Here is a 23554-nt window from a genome sequence, read left to right on the forward strand (position 1 = left end):
AGATGTCTGATTAGGCGAAAGTTTTAGGGTTCGAAACTTTGTAATGCTTCTTTTGCAGCTTCAATATTATCTTCATTAAATGGGGTTTCCTCCATTGCAGCAATCTTCTCTACTGCATCTACCAATACAAGCTTTGAATAAAACGGCAGCTTCGGGACAATTCTGACTAAGCACCAGTAAATCCACATATCATCGTCTCCACGAAGAACCTCTTCAACAAGTGGAGTTATCTCATTTGGGTACTGAAGCAATAGTTCGACCATTGGCTCAGCTACCGGCCAGTTCATATCCTGAACCCACTCAAGTAGCTGTGGCAATATTGGGATGATCAATTCAGCATCTGCTTCTTTTAACTGTTCAACTGCGGCTAAATCATGTTTATCTTTTGGAATCATACACGTACCTCCACCTCTTCAAGAAATTTCCTGATCATATCGGAACCAAGCTTAGTTCCGATAGACTCAGGGTGGAACTGTAAACCGTATACAGGATACTTACAATGCTGAATTGCCATTATTTCTTCATCATCCGCGCTTATTGCAACAATCTCAAAATCCTTATGCAATGTTTCTTTTTCGATAATAAGCGAATGATAACGCATCACTTCAATTTCCTCTTCAAAATGTTCAAACAAACCTTTCTTTTCAAATCGAAGCTTGCTCGTTTTACCGTGCATTATATTTTTCGCCCTGCTCACTGCCGCGCCAAAAGCTTCTCCAATAGATTGATGTCCTAAGCAAATACCTAAAATCGGAAACTCAGAGTATAACTGTTGAATCATTTCAATTACAATGCCCGCTTCCTTAGGCTCACCCGGGCCAGGTGAAATAACAATGGCTTTCGGTTTCATAGAACGAATATCATTAACTGTTACGGTATCATTCCGGACAACTTTTACATCTTCACCTAACATTGCAATTTGGTGATACAAATTATACGTAAACGAATCATAGTTATCGATGAGTAAAATCATTTGCGCACCTCCAACAATGCCTTTGCTTTATTGAGCGTTTCTTCGTATTCCATCTCTGGCACTGAGTCATACACGATCCCGGCACCTGCCTGGACATAGGCTTTTCCATCCTTTACAATCATCGTCCGAATCGCAAGTGCCAAATCCATATTTCCTGAAGTGGATAAATAACCAATTGCTCCAGCATATATGCCCCGCTTACGACGTTCCAAGTCATTAATAATTTGCATCGCCCGGATTTTCGGAGCTCCTGAAACCGTTCCAGCTGGCAGGCTTGATGCAAGAACATCAACTAAATGTGCATCATCTCGCAATTTACCAGACACTTCAGACACGATATGCATAACGAATTTATATTTTTCGATTTCCATATATTTAGTCACTTGCACCGTTCCGATTTGTGCAACACGTCCAACATCATTTCGCCCAAGATCGACTAACATTTTATGCTCAGCTATTTCCTTTTCATCCTGTAAAAGAGCTGTCGCCAATGCTTCATCTTCTTGTGCTGTTTTCCCCCGAGGCTTTGTTCCTGCGATTGGATTAGTTGTCACAATCCCATCCTGAACTTTTACCAGGCTTTCGGGTGATGTCCCTAAAACTGTATAATCATCAAAATCGATATAAAACATATATGGAGATGGATTGGACGTACGTAATTTCCTATATAGTGTAAATGGATTTTCATTGTATTCCGCCTCAAAAGTTTGAGATAAAACAACTTGGAAAATATCACCTTTACGTATATGTTCTTTCGCCGTTTCCACCATTTCGATAAAGCTGTCCTTTTCAATTGTTGGAGTGAATTTCACTTCAACCGGGTTATTCGGTGTTAACTGCGTCGCTTTAGTAATCATCTGTTCAATTACATCCACTTTTTGCTGCAATTGTTCAGCAGAATAGCCTTTTTCAAAAAGATCGAGGGCAATAATCGATATCTCCTGCAATAAGTGATCAATTACGATAAATGTTTCGTAAAAATATACATGAACATCGGGCATATTATATTTATCGCCTACAATTTCTCCTATGTTTTCAAAATGGAAGGCTGTTTCATATCCGAAGTAGCCAATTGCTCCTCCGAAAAAGGCAAACGGAAATTGCTCATTACAAATCGGCAGTAATTGTTTTAACTTTGCCAGCACAGGCAGCCGCTCGGTTTCCAATGGCTCGTCATGAATCTGGAATGTACTTGTTGCTCCATCGCCTTTTAGCTCCCCTACAGGATTGAACGCAATAAACGAATAGCGCCCATTATGTTTAAATTTAGCATTTGATTCAAATAATACTTTTTTCGTTCCCTGCACAGATTCATAAATGGAAATCGGTGTATGCGTATCTCCATTTATTTTCTTTACTACATAACTTCTCATCTCAACTACCATGCTCATCTCTCCTCAACTCAACTAAAAATGCATACAAAAAGGCCCTTTCGTTATTAAAGGACGAAAGAGCCGTGGTGCCACCTTTATTGACTAAAAAGTATTTAGTCCACTCAAATCTCGTAACGTGAGAGCTACGGCACGACATTTCCTTCGTGCAGCTAGAAATTCCATTCATAAAGTGCGTTTACTAACTTCCACCGACCGTTAGCTCTCTGGAAAACAAAACTTTACTACTCTTTTTTCATCATCGCTTTTACTATACGTTATATTGTAATGCTTAACGATATTTTTTTCAAACTATTTCGAATTAATTATAAATATATAATTGACCATGTGACTTTGCATAATATAGATTGGCATCAGCATAAGCGGCCAATTGTTCATACGAAGCCTGATCTTTAGGTAATTGGTTTGAATGAATAAATCCGAAATGTACAGGAATTTCCATGATGCCCATTGTAGAATGTACAACTGAAGATTGAAGCTTTTCTTCCAATTCCATTAACAGTTCAAAAAATTTCGGTTCGGATATATCTTTTATAAAAGCTTCCCCTTCATTCTTTGAAAGGACATTTACTTCTGCATCATGTTTAAAAATGAAATGATAAATTGTTTCAAACATTGTAAACAGCAAATGTTCAACGAATTTATCACCAAATAAGCTTTCAATTTCCGTTGTTATGAAGCACCAATGAATACAATACAATGATTCATTATTTTGAAGTGCCTGTTCAACATGTTGTACGATTAATTCTTTTGAAATGACCTTCGGATACTTTATAGAAAGGGCGGAAACATCCTCATCAATAAATAAATCAGATAACAAACTTTTTACATTATTTGCGTCCAATGGTTCACGGTTAGAATTTTCAATGATTTCACGCAGCTCATTTGTATATTGAAATGTATCATACAGTTTAAAGGTTTTAATATGGTAATCCACCGTTATTAAAAACATAATATTTTGCTGATTTTTGAATTCAATGTAAGCCTGTTCAAATAATAAAGTGCTTTTCTCTTTTTTCCCCATATTGAATGCTAAAATTGCATCAGCAAATAAAATCTTGGCGTTATATAAACTGTGTTTGTTCTTTAAAAGTTCTACAAATTCCTGCTTCACATTTTGATACCCCTCATTATCTGCTATTGTAGCAAAATAATAGAGCGCACCTATATAACCTTTAGCAATTGTTAAATCTTGTTTCGGAATCTTATTTTTATAAAACTCCGCTAGACTAATCGCTATTCTTGCTTTCTCAAATTGGTTTATATGGACTAATTGGGCAGCAAAATTATAATAATTAATAGAAATTAGCTCATAGGAGTTTAAATAATACGCATATTTAATTGATTTTTTGGTCGCATCAATTGATTCATCAAAGTTTTTAACAACTACTTGTAAAAGACTGTATAAATAGTAAAAAAACATTTTATTTTCATCTTTTCCATATGTTAAACATAGCTTTTCATAGTCATTCATAACGACGAGGAATTTCTCATATTTACCTGTTTCATAATAAGCTGAAGCTAAATACTCATAACAAATAAGCGCCTCATCATAACGTTTTTCTTCAAGTGAAATCGGTAATGTTATCGTGCCAAAGTGAATTACTTCAAAATAGTTCAGTTCTCTATACAGACTTCTTAAATGTTCTACTTGGTTTGATATAATCATGGCACACGACCACCCCAATCATTGATCAATCCGAATACAGCTTCATACATTTTACTAGCCTCATCAATTGCCTGCTCTAATGTCCAAGCCAATGGTATATCGAATTGTTGTTTAATTTCCTGCAATTGCGTTACTACATTACTTTGCAACGTAGCTAATTGTTTTGGATAATTTTCATATTCAATATATTTTGTATCATAAAAAGGTCTTAAACTTTTATGGCTGTATCTTTTTAATTGATTAAAATTTTGTAATACCTCTTCATTTAATGCCATTTTTTCATTAATAAAACTATCTAATGTATTATAAATATGTATTGCACATATAAATGCTAATTTCGTATTTTCATAAAGAGCTAGCTGAACATAGCGTTTTATTTGAAAGTTTTTAATAATTTCCAATAAAGAATTCCGATAAGCATATATCATCGTATTTTCAGGATTGGATATACGGTTAATCTCTTCATTTGATATTAAATACCAAATATCCAATATAGAAACAGATCGTTGATAGGATTCTTCAACAAACGGAAGGATTAGTGTAAATAAATCAAGTTCATCTATTAATTGTTGAAATTCATACAACTTCTCATCAGAAATTAAAAACATACAATCTGCTTTATCTATTTTAGCCTGCATGTCAAATCCCCACCTCAAATTGTCAGTTTAATTCATCATATCATATATGTATTATTAGTATATATTTCATTTATTTATCATTATAAAGTCAAAAAAAGAGCCTTGGACAAAATGAAAAACATCTATTTTTTTAAAGAAAAAATAGATGTTTTTCTGCTTCTGCCATAATTGATTTCCGTTACGGGGACGCTTTCCGGGGGCACGGCCTGAGCCTGTAGTCTCAGGCGTCGGTGCTCCTGCGGTTACTCGTCGCAAAATAAATTTCGCTGTTCCCCCAGGAGTCGCCCCTTCACTCCAATCAATTCATATAGTATCAATTTCTTAATAAGTGTATTTCCTTTTTACAAAGAAATTTCTACTTATGTCCCAACTCCGCTTCCTTATACTTTATATAAAACTAAATATGATTAGTTTGAACGTTGGCAAATCATATCATATAAATATTTTGCTTGGTCGAATTCAGGCTGTAATGTATACGCTTGTTTTAAATGATATTTTGCTTTGTCTGTATCTGTTGTTGAAACTGCATATAATACACCCAAATTATAGTGTGCATCGGCATTATTCCAATCTTCTTCAATTACATATTCCAGTTCAGGTTTTGCAAAGTCAAACATTTCTAAGGAACATAGTAAAATACCATATGATAAACGAATTTGCAGATCATTTGGGGCAAGCTCAGCAGCACGTTGCATGAAAGGCAATGCCAACTTAAATTGCTGTTCACGCTCAAAAGATTTCGCCAACATATAATACGCATCTGCTCCTTCAATACCAAAATCAATCGACTTTTGATACAGTTTTGCAGCTTCCGTATAACGCTCTGCTTCATAATATAGATTTGCTAAGCCATAATATGCCGTGGCCGCTTTTTCATCAACCGTTATCGCTTTTTGGAAAAATCGCTCTGATCTTTCGATATCTCCCATAGCTGCAAGGAGTGTACCAAAATTCACATAACCGATTGCATCATTTGGATTTGATTCAATTGCTTCGGTAAAAGCTTGTGCAGCTTCTTCATAACGCTTCTCCTGGAATGCTTTAATTCCAATTTCATTATAGTTTATATCCATTATTCCACCTCAAAACAAAAGTATAGACGCTCAATTATTATGAACGTCTACCGTAAATTACCCTACATATGTTAACTTTTCGCTATTTTTAAACACGCCATCGATTGTACCGCCACCTAGGCACTCTTCGCCATCATACAGAACAACAGCTTGTCCTGGTGTGATCGCTCGAACCGGCTCGGCAAATTCAATATAAGCTGTACCGTCTTCACGCATTGTTACTGTTACCGGTGAGTCTTCCTGACGATAGCGGAATTTAGCCGTGCAGTTAAATGTGCCCGTTTTTGCTTCCCCTGTAAAACTCATTTTTACGGCAGTCAATGCATCGGAATACAGTGCATCGTGATGGAAGCCTTGGCCAACATATAATACATTGCGTGTTAAATCTTTACCTACAACAAACCAAGGTTCGCCGTCTCCGCCGATTCCAAGGCCGTGACGTTGACCTAATGTATAGTACATTAAACCATCGTGTGTACCTTTTACTTCACCATCAAATGTTTCCATATTGCCTGGCTGTGCAGGAAGGTATTGGCTTAAAAATTCTTTAAAATTACGTTCACCGATGAAACAGATCCCTGTTGAATCTTTTTTCTTCGCTGTAGCTAAACCTGCTTCTTCCGCAATTTTACGAACTTCAGGCTTCGGTAAATGTCCGATTGGGAACATAACCTTTTCAAGTTGTTCTGAAGTTAACTGATTCAGGAAATACGTTTGATCTTTATTATTATCAATGCCTCGAAGCATTTTCACACCGTTTTCGTCATGTGCTACACGTGCATAGTGGCCTGTCGCTAAATAATCCGCGCCAAGTGCCAGTGCATGCTCTAGGAAGGCTTTAAATTTAATTTCTTTATTACACATAACATCCGGATTTGGTGTACGACCTGCTTTATATTCCTCCAGGAAGTACGTAAATACTTTGTCCCAATATTGTTTTTCAAAATTGACCGCATAATATGGAATGCCGATTTGGTTACATACTGCGATTACATCATCATAATCTTCTGTTGCAGTACATACACCAAATTCATCTGTATCATCCCAGTTTTTCATAAAAATACCGATTACATCATAGCCTTGCTGCTTTAATAAATAAGCGGCAACTGATGAATCTACTCCACCACTCATACCGACTACAACTCTGATTTGAGATGGATCTCTTGTTTCTACCATTTACTATTCACCTTTTCTTAGACAAATCGCGTAAAAGGCGCGAAGTCTTCCTTATATATTTACGAAGTTAGTCGTTTCACAATTTCAGCAGTACGCTTCCCTGCTTCTCGCACTAACTCATCTGTTAATCCTAACCCAAAACTGAAACGAATGGAACTACGAAGCTCAGGCGCATCTTGTCCAAACATTGCCACTAGTACATGAGAAGGATCAATCGAACCTGCTGTACATGCCGAACCACTCGATACAAGTACTCCAGCCATATCCAGGTTAATTAAAAATGACTCTACATCTGTCCCTGGGAATGTCACGTTAAACACATGTGCCAACACGTCTGTTTGATGACCATTTATATGGAAATCGATATTTGCCTCCCGGAACTGTTCAATTAAAATATTTTTAAAACCATTATATTTTTCTTTGCGTTGCTGAAGCTCTTCTTCCACTATATCCGCTGCTTTTGCAAACGCAACAACAGCAGGTACATTTTCAGTTCCTGCACGACGCTTCTTCTCTTGGGAGCCACCATACAGTATACTCGAAATTTTCACACCTGTTTTTGCATATAAAAAACCGATGCCTTTTGGACCGTTTATTTTATGTGAAGAAACACTTAATAAATCGATATGGAGTGCTTCGACATCCAACTTTTCTAAGCCAAAAGCTTGGACTGCATCAGTATGGAATGTTGCTATATGGTTTTTTAAAACCTCTCCAATTTCAGCGATTGGCTGAATCGTACCAACTTCATTGTTGCCATACATAATCGTTACCAATATCGTATCTTCACGTAAAGCAGCCTTTACTTGATCTGCACTTACTCGACCTGTGCGATCGACAGGTAAATAAGTCACTGTAAAGCCTTCTTTTTCAAGCTTTTCACATGCATGTAAAACGGCGTGGTGTTCGATTTGAGTCGTAATAATATGCTTGCCTTCATCTTGGCGGGCATAGGCAGTACCGAAAATTGCCATATTATCGGCTTCTGTACCCCCACTTGTGAAAATTATTTCCGAAGGTTTTGCATTTATTTTTTGCGCCAAGCTTGTTCTTGCCTCATCCAATGCTTTACGCGCACGTCGTCCTACTGCATGAATACTTGATGCATTTCCACTTTCCTCCGCCATTGCACGGGCCATCACGTCAATAACTTCCGGTGCTACTGGTGATGTGGCTGCATGATCGAGGTAAATTGTATTTTTCAAACTAACTAACTCCTTTAAATAAAACTAAATGTAAAACATATAGCCATCAGTTACTTCATTATTTGTATATTTCGCTAAATCTTCTATTGTAGTTGTGTCCAATACATTTTTTACAGCATCCCGGATGCGCATCCATAATTCACGTTGGGGAGCCTCTTCATTTTCAATTCCTTCGACCGGTTGGATCGGACCTTCCAATACACGAATAACATCTGCAGCTGAAATTTCGTTTGGCTTATGTGCCAGCATATAACCGCCGTAAGCGCCACGAACACTTTTTACAAGTCCTGCATTACGGAGTGGTGATACTAACTGCTCCAAGTATGCTTCAGATAACTCTTTGTCTGCTGCAATTTGGCGCAATGGAATCGGTCCTCCTCCATATTGTTTAGCAAGTTCTATCATTATTGTTAAACCGTAACGACCTTTTGTTGAAATTTTCATTGTTACACCTCTATTTTCTAGTCCATTTATAACGTCTATTATACCATAACTCCTTTTAAACCACTCGGAAATACTTTATTATAAATGATATAAAGTTTAAGTTCTATAAAAAAGTAAAGGAGCGAACAATTGTGCAGAACGAACCGCTCGCCTATAAAATGAGACCTCGCACCATTCGGGAAATTGTCGGACAACAAAATATTATTGGTCCACATACTCCACTTTTTAAAATGATTGAAAAAGACCATATTCCGTCTATGCTGCTTTATGGTCCTCCAGGAGTAGGAAAAACTTCTATAGCAAATGCTATTGCCGGTAGTACTAAGCTACCGTTTTTCGCTTTAAATGCAACTCATGCCGGGAAAAAAGATATTGAACAAGTTGTGATGGACGCACGAATGAGCGGAAAGGTTATTTTGTTTCTGGACGAAATTCACCGCTTCAACAAACTACAGCAGGATACATTGTTGCCGCATGTTGAAAACGGCTCAATTGTCCTTATTGGTGCAACAACTGAAAACCCATTTCACGATGTCAACCCTGCCATTCGCTCAAGATGCGGGGAGATACTTCAGCTGGAACGGCTTACTATAGAAGATGTGAAACAATTACTTCACATGGCACTGGAAGATAAAGAACGTGGGTTAGGGAATGAAACAATAGAAGCAACAAATACACAAATCGAGAATATTGCAAATGCTTCTAACGGTGATGCGAGAAAAGCTTTAACATTGCTTGAATCTGTATATTATGCATCAGATGAAGTTGATGGCGTAACAAGCTTAAATGATAATGCGATAGAAGCGCTCGCTAAACGCATTGGGGTTTTTGGTGATAAAGGTGGCTCAAATTTCTATAATTTATTATCAGCCCTTCAAAAGTCCGTGCGAGGTAGTGATCCAAATGCAGCATTATACTATTTGGCCCACTTATTAGAAAGTGGAGATTTAATTGCAGTATGCCGACGACTCCTCGTCATGGCATATGAAGATATCGGCCTAGCAAATCCAAGCGTAGGTGCACATGTACAGGCTGCCACTGAGGCAGCGGTGAAGCTCGGTTTACCTGAAGCCCGTATTCCACTAGCAACAGCTGTAGTGGAAATGTGCCTTTCCGACAAATCAAATTCAGCATATAAAGCACTTGATAAAGCAATCGCTACAATACATGATGGCAAGACAGGCGCCATACCAAACCATCTTAAGGATGCACATTACGCGGGTGCGGCTACGCTTGGCCATGTCGGATACAAATACCCGCACGACTCCCCGATTGGTACATTTGGCGGCTGGGTTCAACAGCAATACTTGCCGGATGAACTAGTCGGAACAGAATTTTATCAACCTGTTATTGCAGGGGAAGAAAAAAGAATGGCTGCCATATATGAAAAATTAAAATCATTTCGCAATAATACGAAGAGTTAATTTAAAAAGAGCCATTTTCAGTTTAAGTGAAAATGGCTCTTCTTAAGTTGTTTTATTGGTAGGTCTTTGTAAAAGTATAGAATTTCTCCATGCAGTTTTCTAAATTTTCAGCAACTTGCAAATCTACCTTTTGTTGACCATTTAATTGTTGGATACTCTTTTTAATTTCGGAAATCAATTCTTCGTTATTTTCTAAAAGTGCATTTGGAATACAGCCTGCGCTAATATGATAAAGCTCAATAACATGTGCGCGTGCGTCCACATCATCTTCTGCGATTAAATTCGAATGAGCTAAACCAGTAAAATAGAGAAGTTTTGAAGTAATGTCCATATATAATGTCCAATAAGTTGTTGATGATGGCATTTCTCCATTATTTTTTTCAATATAATTATTAAAATTGAAAGCTACCTTCTGTAATAATTCATCAAGCTGCTCATATGCCTTAGACCAGTTTGGCTTTGTATCAATATTATCAAAAACGATATTATCCATTTTTAATTGTAAACTCGGTAAGTTTAGCAATTCATTCTTCATTTCGATTGTCATTCTAATGTCCTCCTTGCATCCCCATGCATTATAATCAATACGTACCTTAACTATAACAAAAAAAAGGTATTATACGGCAAAAACGAAGAATTAACGCAAATCCTGCCATAATTTTGCCATAATTAACCCCTTTAATAGAATATTATGTCATTTGCCACCCAAAGATTCATCCTTCAAACGGGAAAAGTACTTTTCATACAATAGCATATCTTCTGCACATGATGATATAGGTTGTATTTTCATCTTTCCTTCTTCAAATACTTTAATTGTTTGATTTGAACTATAAAAAACCCATTTAAAAGGTGTAATCCACAAATTCAAGTTACTTTCATCATTTTCAAGAAAAAGTTGTTTTTCTTTTATGATTTTTGCCATCTTCCAAAACCCTTCACTTAATATGTAACTTTTCGATAAGAAATCATACTCGGGTTCTACAATATGTTGCGTATCATAAATATGAATCTGCTTCAAATCGGCGTCAATCGCAACCTCCACTGTTCCCACCACATCGTATAGATTAAGCCCGCGGTACTCCAATTGTTGAATTGGCATTGTGTTAGCCCCCTTTCACCCATCTTCTCATTATTTTATCACAATAATAATACCCTAAAAGTATTAATGAATAACGATTCAAAAAGACGTGACATTGTGAGGAAAATACTGTATAAATTAATAAAAGCATGTAATATGTTACAAAATAACGACATTTTATGGAAAGGTGATTGTATGATTCATCAATTATATGCAAAAGATTTACATGAAAAAAACACCATTTTAATGATTGTCTATGGCATGGCTGCTTTCTTAGGCAGCATTGCACAACTTTTTATTGATCGTCCCATTGGAGTCGCCTTATCGTTAATTATCCCTTTGACAATTACACTTATATGTTACTTTATTCAAAGAAAAATAGTTGCATTGCATCCATATTTTCCATATGTCGTTATTATCGCTTCAGTCTTGACTGTGTACGGTACAATCATTACCAATAAAGTAACATTAGCCACAATTATTTTAAGTGTTTTTGTACTAATTTTAAGTAGTGTCCACAATCGGATAAAAGTTCTGTGCGCGGGATATATTGCCTCTACTCTTGGTTTGATATTTAATTTCACTATGGATACTGGTGGTTTTGCCGTTGATCCTGCAAATGTTTTTGTAGTTCAAACCTTAATGTTTGTCGCTATTCTTCTACAAGTGCGACAAAACAAAAAAATGTTCAATAATATTGAAAACTATATGACTCAGGCGAACGAGCGTGCTGTTCACGAAGAACAACTGCATCAGCGTCTGGAATCTTCCGTTCAAGGTATCACTTCAAAACTTGAGCTTATAACTGACAGCACTAATCAATCAAGTGCTGCACATCAACAAATGTTGGCATCACTAAAAGAAGTGAGCATCGGGGCACATAAACAATCCGACCACGTGCAATCTATTGTTGAAAGTACAGATTTAACGCATAGAGAGCTACATTCCATCGTTTCCGAGCTCAACAAGATTGTTACTGAAGCGGAAGATGGAAGTGTGAGTGCAGTAGAGGGAGTTAATTCCATGACAAAGCTCAAACAGGAAATTGATCAGTTTACTGCATTTTTCAATGAACTCAATACAACTTTTATGTCTTTATCAGATAAAATAAATGAAACAAATCAGTTCGCTTATTCAATTCATAAAATTACTGAACAAACAAACTTATTGGCGTTAAATGCCTCAATAGAAGCTGCACGTGCAGGGGAACATGGAAAAGGGTTTGCGGTAGTTGCCCAAGAAATTCGTAAATTGGCAAGCTTGACAGATGATACGGTACTAAAGATTGATGAAAATTTAGCACAAGTCAATTCATATAATAAACTTGCGCTTGATCGATTAACGCATGGCTTAAATCATGTAGAAATACAAGTGCACATGGTTGAAAGCTCGAATAATACTTTTACAAATTTATTTAAAGCTATGAATAATTTACAATTGAATTTAACCCAGTTTTCAACGAGCGTAAAATCGATCGAAAAGAATGGGGAATCAGTACAAGTTGCGACAAACGAATTTGCTGCAATAATCGAGCAAAGTACAAGCTCCATCGATCAACTATGCAACGTCTTAGAGAAAATTACTAAAGACCAAACTGATGTAACAAAAAATATTGAAGAAACTTATCAACAAGCATTAAAAATAATTCACTAAGAACGAAAAAGGCAGTGATGAAAAGTCAAATTGACTTCATCACTGCCTTTTCCTTATATTACCCTTGAACGCGGTTAATTTCCACATCTTTCAAAATGGTATTAATCACCCAGCTTGCTGAAATTAATCCAGCAACAGAAGGTACGAATGCATTTGAAGAAGGTGGTAATTTTGCTTTACGAATTTCTGCTTCCGGCTTGCCTACATATTGCGCGACATCCGGACGCACAACAATTGGTGATTCATCTGAAAATACGACAGTTATACCCTTTTTGATCCCCTCTTTACGGAGCTTAGTACGAATTACTTTTGCAAGCGGGTCTGTATGTGTTTTCGAAATATCAGCAATTTTGAAACGTGTTGGGTCCATCTTATTAGCTGCACCCATACTCGAGATAATTGGAATATCACGTTTTAAACATTCTTTCATAATATGAATTTTGTACATGACAGTGTCCGATGCATCAATAACATAATCAATCCCCTGAGCAAAAAACTCTTCATACGTTTCTTCCGTGTAGAACATATGCATATCAATAACTTCGCATTCCGGGTTAATATCTGCGATACGTTCTTTCATAACAGCCGATTTGGACTTCCCTACTGTTGATAAATACGCAACTAATTGACGGTTTACATTTGTTATATCAACATTATCTTTGTCGACTAAAATAATTCGGCCAATCCCACTCCGTGCACACGCTTCAGCTGCAAAAGAGCCAACCCCTCCTACACCTAAAATTGCGACTGTTGTATCTTTTAATTTTTGTAAACCTTCTGTACCAATAGCTAGCTCATTTCGTGAAAATTGATGTAACATCTAATTTTACCCCTCAATCTTTATCATTCTACTAGGCATTATAACGACAACAATTCTTATATGCAAGCAACATATTAAAAGTGTAATAGTGTTGAGGTTGTTTTAATTTACATTCTTGATAAATAAGATCGAGACTTTTTCAACAAAAAAATACCCTTCCAACTTATTAGTCGAAGAGTAGATAAATTAAATACGAATCCCAAATGTGCCGTCTTGCTAAAAAACATCGTTTTGATCCCGCATGAATAGCAAGGGGGTGCACTAGTCGTAGCTTTAAACGTCCCGCTCCAATGGGGCATGTTTGCGGCTACGGTAATAAGTAGCTCCCAACGATTTAATGTTCGGTCAAAAGTGTTAAGTAACAAATTTAGCGACGAACACTTTAGGATTCGTGTTAAACAAATATTAACACCTAATTTCTGATAATTCAATTAAAATGTCATTTTTTAAGTAAAATATTAAAAATGTACTATATTAATTGAAATATTTAGAAAAACTCGACAGCTTGAAAGTCCTTTTCAAACTGCCGAGTCCTATTTTTATTTTTTTAAAGCTACTCGAAGACTTAACTCTTCAAGCTGTGCATCTGAAACTTGTGATGGTGCCTCTGTTAATAAACAGCTTGCCGTTGCCGTTTTAGGGAATGCAATTGTATCACGTAAGTTAGTACGGCCTGCAAGCAGCATTACTAAACGGTCAAGTCCCATTGCTAAGCCACCATGTGGAGGAACACCGTAATCAAACGCTTCCAGTAGGAAACCGAATTGAGCGCGCGCCTCTTCTTCAGAGAAGCCTAGTAGTTCGAACATTTTTGCTTGTAAATCTGGCTCATAAATACGTAATGAACCACCACCAAGCTCATAACCATTTAATACGATATCGTATGCTTGTGCACGAACTTCTTTAGGGTTTGTATTCATTAACTCTAAATCTTCATCGAATGGACGCGTGAATGGATGGTGTGCTGCATAATAGCGACCTTCCGCCTCATCGTATTCGAATAATGGCCAATCAACTATCCATAAGAATTCAAATTTCGACTCATCGATTAATCCTAATTCTTTTCCTAGTTTTAAACGTAGTGCGCCTAGTGCATCTGCTACTACAGAAGATTTGTCTGCAACGAATAATAATAAGTCGCCAGCTTCTGCTTCTGTTGCAGAGATAATGCCGTTTGCCGCTTCGCCTTCAAAGAATTTCGCGATAGGACCATTTAAGCCTTCTTCAGTTACTTTTAACCAAGCTAAACCTTTTGCTCCATAACGACCTGCAAATTCGCCTAATGCATCAATGTCTTTACGAGAGTAATTAGTAGCTGCGCCTTTTACATTAATCGCTTTAACTTCCCCGCCATTTGCTACAGCATTTGCAAATACACCGAATGCAGAATTTTTTACAATGTCAGAAAGCTGTTTTAATTCTAGTCCAAAACGTACGTCTGGCTTATCTGAACCGAAACGATCCATTGCCTCTTTATAGCTCATACGCGCGAATGGAGTTACAACATCAATTCCCTTAACATCTTTCATAACTTGAGTTAACAAACGTTCGTTCATTTCGATAATTTCATCCATCGATAAGAATGAAGTTTCGATGTCAACTTGTGTAAACTCTGGTTGACGGTCTGCACGTAAATCTTCATCACGGAAGCAGCGAGCAATTTGGAAGTACTTTTCAAAACCACCTACCATAAGTAGCTGTTTAAATAGCTGAGGTGATTGTGGTAACGCATAAAATTCACCATCATGCACACGAGATGGCACTAAGTAATCACGTGCACCTTCTGGAGTTGATTTTGTTAAGATTGGTGTCTCCACTTCAAGGAAGCCTTCATTTTGTAGGAAGTTACGAATCGTACGTGTTACATCTGAACGCATTTTGAATGTGTCATACATTACTGGACGACGTAAATCTAAATAGCGGTATTTTAAACGTAACTCTTCCGAAACTTCTACATTGTTATCAATGGCGAAAGGAGGGTTTTTTGCTTCATTAATAATTGTTAACTCAGAAGCTACCACTTCAATTTCACCTGTTTGCATATTTTTATTTACTTGGGAAGCATCACGTAAAACAACATTCCCTTTTACTTCGATTACATATTCATTACGGATTTTTTCCGCTATTTCCAATGCATCCTTTGCCTGATCACCGAAAACTACTTGTACGATGCCTTCACGGTCACGCATATCCACGAAAATTAATCCGCCTAAATCACGTCGTTTTTGTACCCATCCTTTTAAAACAACTTCCTGCCCTGCTTCTGCAGCTGTTACTAAGCCACATGCATGTGTTCTTTGTGCCATTGTTATTCCTCCACCTATTTGTTTTCTAAAACGTATTGTACTAGCTGACCAAATTCAACTTTTGTTTGATCACCAGTTGCCATTGTTTTTACATTTACTACTTGCTCTTCTATCTCAGTCTCACCTAGCACAATAACAAATTTTGCTTTGGCACGGTCCGCTGCTTTCATTTGTGCCTTCATTTTACGATCTAAATAATCCATATCTGCTGAAATGCCTTTAGCACGGAATGAACTTACAAGCTCAACTGCTTTTAGTTTTGCCTCTTCCCCCATCGCCACTACATACATTTCCAGATCATTTTCCGTTGGAAGTTCAATATTCTTTGCTTCAAGCGCTAATAATAAACGTTCAATTGAAAGTGCAAATCCAATACCAGGTGATTCCGGACCACCGATATCTTCAACTAAACCGTTATAGCGACCACCACCGCAAAGTGTCGTAATTGACCCAAAACCGTCACCTGTAATCATAATTTCAAACGCAGTATGGTTGTAATAATCAAGACCACGTACTAAGTTTGGATCCACTTCATACGAAATACCCAATACATCTAAATATTGTTTTACTTTTGTAAAGTACTCCGCTGATGAATCTGTTAAATAATTTGTTAAAGCCGGTGCAGTTGCCATTGCCGGGTGTTTTGCATCTACTTTACAATCTAAAATGCGTAAAGGATTTTTCTCTAGACGGCTTTGACAATCGCTGCAAAGCTCTCCAATAACCGGTGTGAAATGCGCGATTAATGCACTACGGTGTGCATCACGTGTATCTTTATCACCTAATGAATTAATAACTAATTTTAAATCTTTCAAACCAAGTGTTGTATACACATCCATCGCAAGTGCCATTACCTCTGCATCTATTGCCGGATCAGCTGAGCCGATTGCTTCAACACCAAACTGTACGAACTGGCGATAGCGCCCTGCTTGTTGACGTTCATAACGGAACATTGGACCTGTATAGTATAGCTTGACCGGTTGATCTACTTGTCCAAACATTTTGTGCTCGACATATGCACGTACCGCCGAAGCTGTTCCTTCTGGACGTAATGTTAACGAGCGATCTCCTTTGTCCGTAAACGTGTACATTTCTTTTTGTACGATATCTGTTGTATCGCCTACACCACGTTGAAATAATTCTGTCGCTTCAAACATCGGTGTACGAATTTCGTTATAACGATATTTATCACATAAATCTCGAATGACACGCTCTACATACTGCCATTTTTCTGATTGACCCGGTAAAATATCCTGTGTCCCTTTAGGTACTTTAAAATTCATTAAAAGCACTCCTTTCTTAGTTGACCAAACAGTTCGCGAGCTGAACAAAGAGAAAATAAAAAAAGCTCCCGCCCCTTGCAAAAATGCAAGGGACGAAAGCTTGTATACTCTTCCGCGGTTCCACCCTAATTGATGTATTGCTACATCCTCTCGTATTCGGATAACGGCCGATTCCGTCTTCCCCTACTAGAAAAAATTTTTCGAGGAAACGCCTCTCAACTGTTGTTCACATGTTACTTACTGTAGGAAAGATTACAGCCTAAGTCTCTCCCTCTCTTTTCAGCATTGGCAACCGCTACTTTTTTGGTCATTGGCAATGTTACTTTTGTTAAATTAACACTAATCTTAATGATGTCATGACAAGTTGTCAACCATTTTCAATAAAACGCTATATTTTTTGTCATATTTCCTTTTATAATAGAGGATATATGTGAAAGTATTGTAAAATTACAAATCCCACTAAAAGGAGGAAGCTATGAATAAAAGAAAAATATTAATAGGTCTATCACTTTTAATACTATTTACAAGCATTTTTCCGTATAATTTTTCCACTAGCCAAGTGGCGGCAAATGGCGAGCAATTATTTGTAAAAGCAGAAAAATTATATTTGCGTGAAGGTCCTGGTCTTTCCTATCCTGTGCTTGAAACATTAAAAGAAGGAACAGAGCTGCTGTCGATAAAGAAAGAAGGAGATTGGCAACATGTCAAATATGGTGAGATGGAAGGTTGGGTTGCAGCATGGCTTGTCAAATCGGCCGACAATAGATCTGCTGCCAAATCCGAAAAAACTGTTATTGCTCAAGTAAATGATTTAAATCTTCGAGCTGGTCCATCATTATCTTCTCCGGTATTAACAAAGCTTTCTTCGGGGACAGAAAGTAAGTTTTTACATCAAGAACAAGATTGGATTCAAATTCAAAATGGAGACCTGGTTGGTTGGGTATTCGAAAAATATGTGACGATTAAAGAAGAAACAATATTGGAAACACCCTCTACTCCTTCAAATAACAATGAAGAGTCGAATGTAACACCTCAGCAATTTGATCCAAATACATTCACCATCAATGTAAATGCTGTAAATATTCGAAAAAAGCCTGATCTAACCGCAAAAAAACTTGGGGTTGCAACAAACGGTCAGCAATTCAAAGTAATTAGCCGTGATCATAACTGGGTTGAAATTGAATATAAAAAAGGCGCTAAAGGTTGGATTTATAGCTTTTATGGAACATTTACAAAACAGCTGAAGTCTGAACAATCTTCAAAAAAAGAACAAACAAATAACTTTGTCACTGTAATTTATAACGGGACAAATCTACGTGAATCTGCATCAACATCTTCAAATGTTGTGACTCGTGCAGATGCCGGTAATACATATCCGATTATAGACAACGAAGGCGATTGGTATAAAATCGCATTAAATGATGAAAGAACAGCCTACGTTGCAAACTGGGTTGTAACTGAGAACAACAATGCAACAGGTCAAACTTCTCAAAACCATGAAAATCAATCGGAAGATCGGAAAAAAGGGACTCTAAAAGGCGTAACAATAGTACTGGATGCTGGGCACGGCGGAAATGATCGCGGAACTACAGGTGTTCGCGGAACAGATGAAAAAGATATTAACATTATGACAACAGAATTGCTCAGGTCTAAGCTTCAGGCTGCTGGTGCAAATGTTGTAATGACACGTGAGTCGGATGTGTTTGTCGACTTGCGAAAACGTGTTGCTGTATCACACCAGACAAATGCCGATGCATTTATCAGCATTCACTATGATGCTATTGAAGATAGTTCAGTTAGTGGTTTTACGACTTATTATACGAATAGCTATCAGCAGGAGCTTGCCGAATATGTACATGCAGGACTCGCATCCAAAGTTGATCTAAAAGACCGTGGAGCACGATTTGGTGATTACTTAGTGCTGCGTGAAAACCGTCAGAATGCTATTTTATTGGAGCTGGGCTATTTAAGTAATCCATCCGAAGAACGTGCAATCACGACAGATTACTACCGGGAGCAAGCAACACTGGGAATTTATCAAGGTTTACTCAACTACTTTGATGCCCAGCTTGAACTGTAAAAAATTAAAAATAGCTGTGTTATAAGTCCTAGTGACTTTAACACAGCTATTTTTTAATTATTCCTGAATTGTTTGATACAAATAAAACAATTCATCTTCATTTAAAATTCGTGGTACAGGATACAAAGGGTTCGCCTCCTGTATAGCACGCTCGACCATTACAGGAACATCCCTATTGATAATCCCCTTTATTTTTGAAGGTATATTCATTTTCCGATTTAATGCTTCTATCTCTTCAATAAATAGCTGGGCTTTTCTTTCATCATTATCGTTAATGGTCCCGATCCCTACAATATTGGCAAGTTCGGCTAAGGGCTTTGTTGCACTTTCTCCGTAAAATCGAAGGACGTGCGGTAAAATTACAGCATTTGCAAAGCCGTGGGGAATTTGATAAAAACCACCTAACGTATGTGCAATTGCATGAACATAGCCAACATAGGCACGAGTAAATGCTAACCCTGCTAAATAGGAGGCGCGTTGCATTTCCGCGCGCGCTTTCATATCTGAACCATCTTCATATGCCCTTACCAAATATTTAAAAATAAGAATAACAGCTTCACGGGCATATTTTCTCGTTTCCGCTGTATTACTTTTCCCTATATAGGCTTCTACAGCATGTGTTAAGGCATCCATCCCTGTTGTAGAAGTAATATGTGGCGGTAAATTAACCGTTAAAACGGGATCCAGAACGGCATAATGCGGTATAAGTACAGGATCCATAATAGCAAACTTTTCATGTGTATCACTATTTGAAACAACCGCTGCAATCGTTCCTTCACTTCCGGTACCGGCCGTTGTAGGAACAGCAAAAAATGGTGGCATTTCTTTTCTTACTTTAAATAAGCCTTTCAAATCAGGAATAGACTTTGTAGGTTGTGCGATACGAGCCGCGACCGCTTTTGCACAATCCATCGGCGACCCCCCTCCAAAGGCAATAATTCCCTCACAATCATGTAGATAATAAAGTGCCAATGCTTCCTCAATATTAGTGAATGTCGGATTAGGCACAGTTTTACTGTAGATGACGAATTCAATATTTTGCTCATTCATTTCTTCTAATAATGAATCCATCAATTGGAGCTTATTAATCCCTTCATCTGTAATAATCAGGACAGTCTTCAAATTTAACTTCTGGATAAGTACCGGTAATTTTAATATACTGTTTTCGCCTTGCAGTAAATCAGGCTTTCTCCAGTTCATCAGCTTCATACCCATACGCATCGAACTTTGAAATGTTCTACAATAAGCTGTATACATCGTAACACTCCATTTCTCTCTATTTATGTATCCCTCCATTTAATATTCCGCATTTCTGCTGGAAATTCCTTGATTTTCACAAAAATTCCCAAATAAAAAAACGAACCCTTTTCGGATTCGTCATTTCAATACTTATTCATTTGCAAAAAATACTTTATCTGCAAATGGTATAGGCTGTACTTCAAAATCAGCTTCACTCATTGCTATAACAGAAATATCTACAGACAGTTCGTGTAAGCGCTCCGTGAAATCAGTTTCAATGAAAGGTTGGAAATCATTAAATTGATTGTCTGTTATAATCATTAAATCACGTTGATTATTGATACTGTCTTTTGTGAATAGTTCTAGTACCTTTTCTAAAGCAGGGACGATTTGTGCAGTTCCATTTAAGTGTTTGTATAAAAAGCGTTCAAATAACGAAACATCCAGAGCTCCATTATTAAACAAAAGAGGTTCAGCAGTTGTATGACTGAACGGAAGAATGATTAAATCTCTCTTTTGCAAAGCACAAAGATTAAACAGGGGCATAATGGTACCTTTACTAAACGCTTCATATTCACTCATTGAATCAGATTGCTGGATCATCACAATCATAGGTGAATAAATTTTTTCAAGTTCCTCAAACGGTACAAACAAGACATTACCACGGGACACTGTTCGATTTTTTAATAGTAGTTTTTGCTGTTCTTGTGAGAATAAAAAGTCTTTATCCTGTATTTTGGGCATTGTTGCCTCTACTTCTTCAATCATTTCTTCAAGCGCGATGGATATTTCAATTACTTCTTTAAATAATGGTTCGTTTTTAAATTTAGCGAAAAGTATTTGTTGCTGCTCTTCTTCCAAAGCTTGAAAAGATGCATTACGATATAAAAAATGAAGAATTTCATCGGTTAAAATAGGCCTATGTTCTTTTGTCATGCGAAACTCCTCCATCTGTTTTCAAATCAATATCGATAGTATAGCGAAAAACAAAATGAAAAAGTAGTAATTCAAACTGACAAAGTCCAACAAATTTTTGGTTGTGTGAACAGCCCATGTCCATAAAAAAACGACATCCATAATTGAGGATGCCGCGCCATACATAAAGTATGTAATTATAATTTTTGAGTTAAACCGTGTAATGTATCTTTTAACTCGCGATCATGATTTGAAAGCTCAACTAAGTTAGCTAATCGTTCATGCAAAATTGGACGCTCAATTACTAATTGCTCATCTAACACTTGAACTAATAATTCAAGAAGCATACGGTTTTGAATTAATAATGCTTCTTCCACACGATCAGGATTAATTGTATATTCTTTCACTTTTTTTGCCATTTAAAAACAGCCTCCCTTTTGTTTATACAACGTTATTTTAGCATATGCTTGTTTAATTTTGTGTATTTATTTCAAAATCATAGAGCCATTCAGACATTTTTAGTAATTTTACAGCAAACAATACATAGGCAATTTATTCCTAATGATATTTATACATATGCTATAATTACTTTTACCTATAAAATAGGTATTTCTATTAATCGGCTTTGGCTTGATGAAAGGAAGATTGATTTGCTACCAAATATTCCTCAAATGGATTACGAAATTCGTTTAGTAAAACAGTTATTATCCATCCGTTTTTTACGACCATTTAACGGAAAACTGGCAACTTCCCGGGCCATTTCAGATGATACGTATGGCTTTGTAACTGAAGATAGCCTATGCCGGGAATGGTTATTATCCATTTATAAAAGTTATTCATTTTACGAAGGCTTTGAGACAATGGAAGATTGTCTCTCATACATCTACTCAACAAACTATGACAACGAATTATATCGTGTCATTAAATTCTATGATCAATATTATGCCGTTGTTTATGAAAATTCGCAGCATCAACAAGTGATTGGGAAAGATATTTCCTATTATGCGAAAAATAATTTATTTTTATGTTCAAAACGTCCCCCATCAAACTTAATGGTAAGAGATCGCAGTAAATCAACACCTATTCCACTCATATATTATGAATTGAATGCCTTCGATCCCACGATAGCAATTTACAAATTAATAAACAATCATCATACAGGTTATATTGAAGTTCCAATTGATGAAGATATAGAGTATGCTGTTTTGCTAGGGATAACCTTTAAAGATGTTTGGTATCGATGTGATACACCGCACGCCATTGCTCATAATCGTGCAATTTTAAATCTTTATTTTATGAAGGGTCATAATTTGACTTTGTTCGGAAAATATTCGAAAGCAATTGCGATTAATCCCTTTCAGCGTCTCATCTATTTGCAAAAGGGACGAATTGAGCCTTTCCAGATGGATGTAGAGGATTTTCGAAATCAACAGCGGCTCCTACCTTACCGTGAAGTTCGCAGATTTCAAGAATTTATAAGAACAAGACCTGTTGATTTAATTTAGAGTTCCGGTATTAAAAAAGATGAGTTGATTGAATGACCAATCAACTCATCTTTAAAATTTAACCTTCTATTTTCTTTACTTTTTCAATTATCTTTTCATAAATAGGTATCATATGCTGCTCAGAACATTTTTGAGCAACTTCATCGATGGCAATCCATCCTACAGCACTGTTTTCATCGGGTTTTGATTGGAGAGTTGCTTCATCAGACACTTCAAATACATAGGTTGCATTAAAATGTAAATGCGCTGCCACATATTTTCCATTTTTCATATGTCCAATTACCGGCAATATATCCAGGGAAATCATTTCTTCTTGAAGAGGATTTACTTCCGTAAGGCCCGCTTCTTCCATGAGTTCCTTTTTTGCTACATGAAATAAATTCGGATCCCCATCTGCATGACCGCCAGTCCATCCCCATGAATTATAAATATTATGATAAACCATTAAAACATGTGTACGGGCAGGATTAAATACAAAGGCGGAAGCAGTAAAATGCAACACTTCATTATTTCGTGTGAGTACATCCGATAACGTAACCATCGCACGCAACATAATATCCTTATCGGTTTCTTCCTGTTCATTAAAAGGTACATATAATTGTATTTGGTCATGTAAATTCAAAATGGTTTCCCCCTATTAATTTCCCTTTTCTATATTGTAAGGGATGAAAATATAAAAACA

At 36.9% G+C, this 23554-nt stretch carries 22 protein-coding genes, 1 other RNA gene and 2 other annotated features; of the genes, 4 read left to right on the forward strand and 19 right to left on the reverse strand.

Features of this window, described 5'->3' with window-relative positions:
* Window positions 1–23: 23 nt before the first annotated feature.
* The 9 genes from MHH95_RS16020 to cymR all read right to left on the reverse strand — a co-directional run bounded on the left by MHH95_RS16020 (window position 24) and on the right by cymR (window position 8569).
* On the reverse strand, window positions 24–395 hold the full coding sequence (locus MHH95_RS16020) for a DUF5071 domain-containing protein (protein WP_339213023.1): 372 nt from the start codon (window positions 393–395) through the stop codon (window positions 24–26).
* Window positions 392–973 carry an anthranilate synthase component II gene (locus MHH95_RS16025; RefSeq protein ID WP_340728440.1) on the reverse strand — a complete coding sequence of 194 codons (582 nt, stop codon included), beginning with the start codon at window positions 971–973 and terminating at the stop codon, window positions 392–394. The genes MHH95_RS16020 and MHH95_RS16025 overlap by 4 nt, the downstream gene beginning before the upstream one ends.
* Window positions 970–2358: an anthranilate synthase component I gene (gene trpE, locus MHH95_RS16030; RefSeq protein ID WP_340728441.1), complete on the reverse strand. Its 1389-nt coding sequence runs from the start codon at window positions 2356–2358 to the stop codon at window positions 970–972. The genes MHH95_RS16025 and trpE overlap by 4 nt, the downstream gene beginning before the upstream one ends.
* A gap of 53 nt (window positions 2359–2411) precedes the next feature.
* Window positions 2412–2615, reverse strand: a binding site (T-box leader).
* 50 nt (window positions 2616–2665) lie between these two features.
* On the reverse strand, window positions 2666–4033 hold the full coding sequence (locus tag MHH95_RS16035; RefSeq protein ID WP_340728442.1) for a hypothetical protein: 1368 nt from the start codon (window positions 4031–4033) through the stop codon (window positions 2666–2668).
* Window positions 4030–4671: an ATPase gene (locus MHH95_RS16040; protein ID WP_339213029.1), complete on the reverse strand. Its 642-nt coding sequence runs from the start codon at window positions 4669–4671 to the stop codon at window positions 4030–4032. The genes MHH95_RS16035 and MHH95_RS16040 overlap by 4 nt, the downstream gene beginning before the upstream one ends.
* A 407-nt stretch (window positions 4672–5078) precedes the next feature.
* Window positions 5079–5738, reverse strand: a complete 660-nt coding sequence (locus tag MHH95_RS16045) for a tetratricopeptide repeat protein (RefSeq protein ID WP_340728785.1) — start codon at window positions 5736–5738, stop codon at window positions 5079–5081.
* 63 nt (window positions 5739–5801) lie between these two features.
* Window positions 5802–6920: a tRNA 2-thiouridine(34) synthase MnmA gene (gene mnmA / locus MHH95_RS16050; protein ID WP_340728444.1), complete on the reverse strand. Its 1119-nt coding sequence runs from the start codon at window positions 6918–6920 to the stop codon at window positions 5802–5804.
* Between the two features lie 59 nt (window positions 6921–6979).
* A complete protein-coding gene (locus tag MHH95_RS16055; protein WP_340728446.1) occupies window positions 6980–8125 on the reverse strand; it encodes a cysteine desulfurase family protein in 1146 nt (381 codons plus the stop codon).
* A gap of 24 nt (window positions 8126–8149) precedes the next feature.
* A complete protein-coding gene (gene cymR / locus MHH95_RS16060; protein WP_191700229.1) occupies window positions 8150–8569 on the reverse strand; it encodes a cysteine metabolism transcriptional regulator CymR in 420 nt (139 codons plus the stop codon).
* A 131-nt stretch (window positions 8570–8700) separates the two neighbouring features.
* On the opposite strand from cymR, the gene MHH95_RS16065 reads away from it, so the two are divergent.
* The gene (locus MHH95_RS16065) at window positions 8701–9993 is read left to right on the forward strand and encodes a replication-associated recombination protein A (RefSeq protein WP_340728448.1); all 1293 of its coding nucleotides are present in this window, start codon (window positions 8701–8703) and stop codon (window positions 9991–9993) included.
* A gap of 52 nt (window positions 9994–10045) precedes the next feature.
* Here MHH95_RS16065 and MHH95_RS16070 read toward each other — a convergent pair whose 3' ends face one another.
* On the reverse strand, window positions 10046–10540 hold the full coding sequence (locus MHH95_RS16070) for a GTPase (protein WP_340728450.1): 495 nt from the start codon (window positions 10538–10540) through the stop codon (window positions 10046–10048).
* 147 nt (window positions 10541–10687) lie between these two features.
* On the reverse strand, window positions 10688–11092 hold the full coding sequence (locus MHH95_RS16075; RefSeq protein WP_340728452.1) for an aminopeptidase: 405 nt from the start codon (window positions 11090–11092) through the stop codon (window positions 10688–10690).
* 174 nt (window positions 11093–11266) lie between these two features.
* Here MHH95_RS16075 and MHH95_RS16080 point away from each other — a divergent pair, with 174 nt between their 5' ends.
* Complete coding sequence (locus MHH95_RS16080; RefSeq protein ID WP_340728453.1) at window positions 11267–12724, forward strand: methyl-accepting chemotaxis protein; 1458 nt, start codon at window positions 11267–11269, stop codon at window positions 12722–12724.
* 58 nt (window positions 12725–12782) lie between these two features.
* On the opposite strand, the gene MHH95_RS16085 is transcribed toward MHH95_RS16080, so the two are convergent.
* From MHH95_RS16085 to hisS, 4 genes are all read right to left on the reverse strand, one after another.
* Window positions 12783–13544, reverse strand: coding sequence for a tRNA threonylcarbamoyladenosine dehydratase (locus MHH95_RS16085; protein ID WP_340728454.1), 762 nt, complete (start codon window positions 13542–13544; stop codon window positions 12783–12785).
* Window positions 13545–13736: 192 nt separating this feature from the next.
* Window positions 13737–13936, reverse strand: a non-coding RNA gene (gene ssrS / locus MHH95_RS16090) — 6S RNA.
* Window positions 13937–14083: 147 nt separating this feature from the next.
* Window positions 14084–15850 (reverse strand): aspartate--tRNA ligase, encoded by a 1767-nt coding sequence (gene aspS, locus MHH95_RS16095; RefSeq protein ID WP_340728455.1) that lies wholly within the window; start codon window positions 15848–15850, stop codon window positions 14084–14086.
* Window positions 15851–15864: 14 nt separating this feature from the next.
* Complete coding sequence (gene hisS, locus MHH95_RS16100; protein ID WP_340728456.1) at window positions 15865–17133, reverse strand: histidine--tRNA ligase; 1269 nt, start codon at window positions 17131–17133, stop codon at window positions 15865–15867.
* Window positions 17134–17218: 85 nt separating this feature from the next.
* Window positions 17219–17453: a binding site (T-box leader), on the reverse strand.
* 155 nt (window positions 17454–17608) lie between these two features.
* Here hisS and MHH95_RS16105 point away from each other — a divergent pair.
* A complete protein-coding gene (locus MHH95_RS16105; RefSeq protein ID WP_340728457.1) occupies window positions 17609–19213 on the forward strand; it encodes an N-acetylmuramoyl-L-alanine amidase in 1605 nt (534 codons plus the stop codon).
* A gap of 57 nt (window positions 19214–19270) precedes the next feature.
* On the opposite strand, the gene MHH95_RS16110 is transcribed toward MHH95_RS16105, so the two are convergent.
* The 3 genes from MHH95_RS16110 to MHH95_RS16120 all read right to left on the reverse strand — a co-directional run bounded on the left by MHH95_RS16110 (window position 19271) and on the right by MHH95_RS16120 (window position 21786).
* Window positions 19271–20470 carry an iron-containing alcohol dehydrogenase gene (locus MHH95_RS16110; protein WP_340728458.1) on the reverse strand — a complete coding sequence of 400 codons (1200 nt, stop codon included), beginning with the start codon at window positions 20468–20470 and terminating at the stop codon, window positions 19271–19273.
* A 132-nt stretch (window positions 20471–20602) separates the two neighbouring features.
* Complete coding sequence (locus MHH95_RS16115; protein WP_340728459.1) at window positions 20603–21388, reverse strand: vWA domain-containing protein; 786 nt, start codon at window positions 21386–21388, stop codon at window positions 20603–20605.
* 176 nt (window positions 21389–21564) lie between these two features.
* Window positions 21565–21786, reverse strand: a complete 222-nt coding sequence (locus tag MHH95_RS16120; RefSeq protein WP_191700240.1) for a phosphate-starvation-inducible protein PsiE — start codon at window positions 21784–21786, stop codon at window positions 21565–21567.
* A 252-nt stretch (window positions 21787–22038) separates the two neighbouring features.
* Here MHH95_RS16120 and MHH95_RS16125 point away from each other — a divergent pair, with 252 nt between their 5' ends.
* Entirely contained in the window at window positions 22039–22872 is an 834-nt protein-coding gene (locus tag MHH95_RS16125) for a hypothetical protein (RefSeq protein WP_340728460.1), read from the forward strand.
* 58 nt (window positions 22873–22930) lie between these two features.
* Here the strand turns inward: MHH95_RS16125 and MHH95_RS16130 are convergent, their stop codons facing one another.
* On the reverse strand, window positions 22931–23494 hold the full coding sequence (locus MHH95_RS16130) for an NUDIX hydrolase (protein WP_340728461.1): 564 nt from the start codon (window positions 23492–23494) through the stop codon (window positions 22931–22933).
* Window positions 23495–23554 lie beyond the last annotated feature (60 nt).

The sequence above is a fragment of the Solibacillus sp. FSL K6-4121 genome, assembly GCF_038002585.1.
Lineage (GTDB): Bacteria > Bacillota > Bacilli > Bacillales_A > Planococcaceae > Solibacillus > Solibacillus faecavium.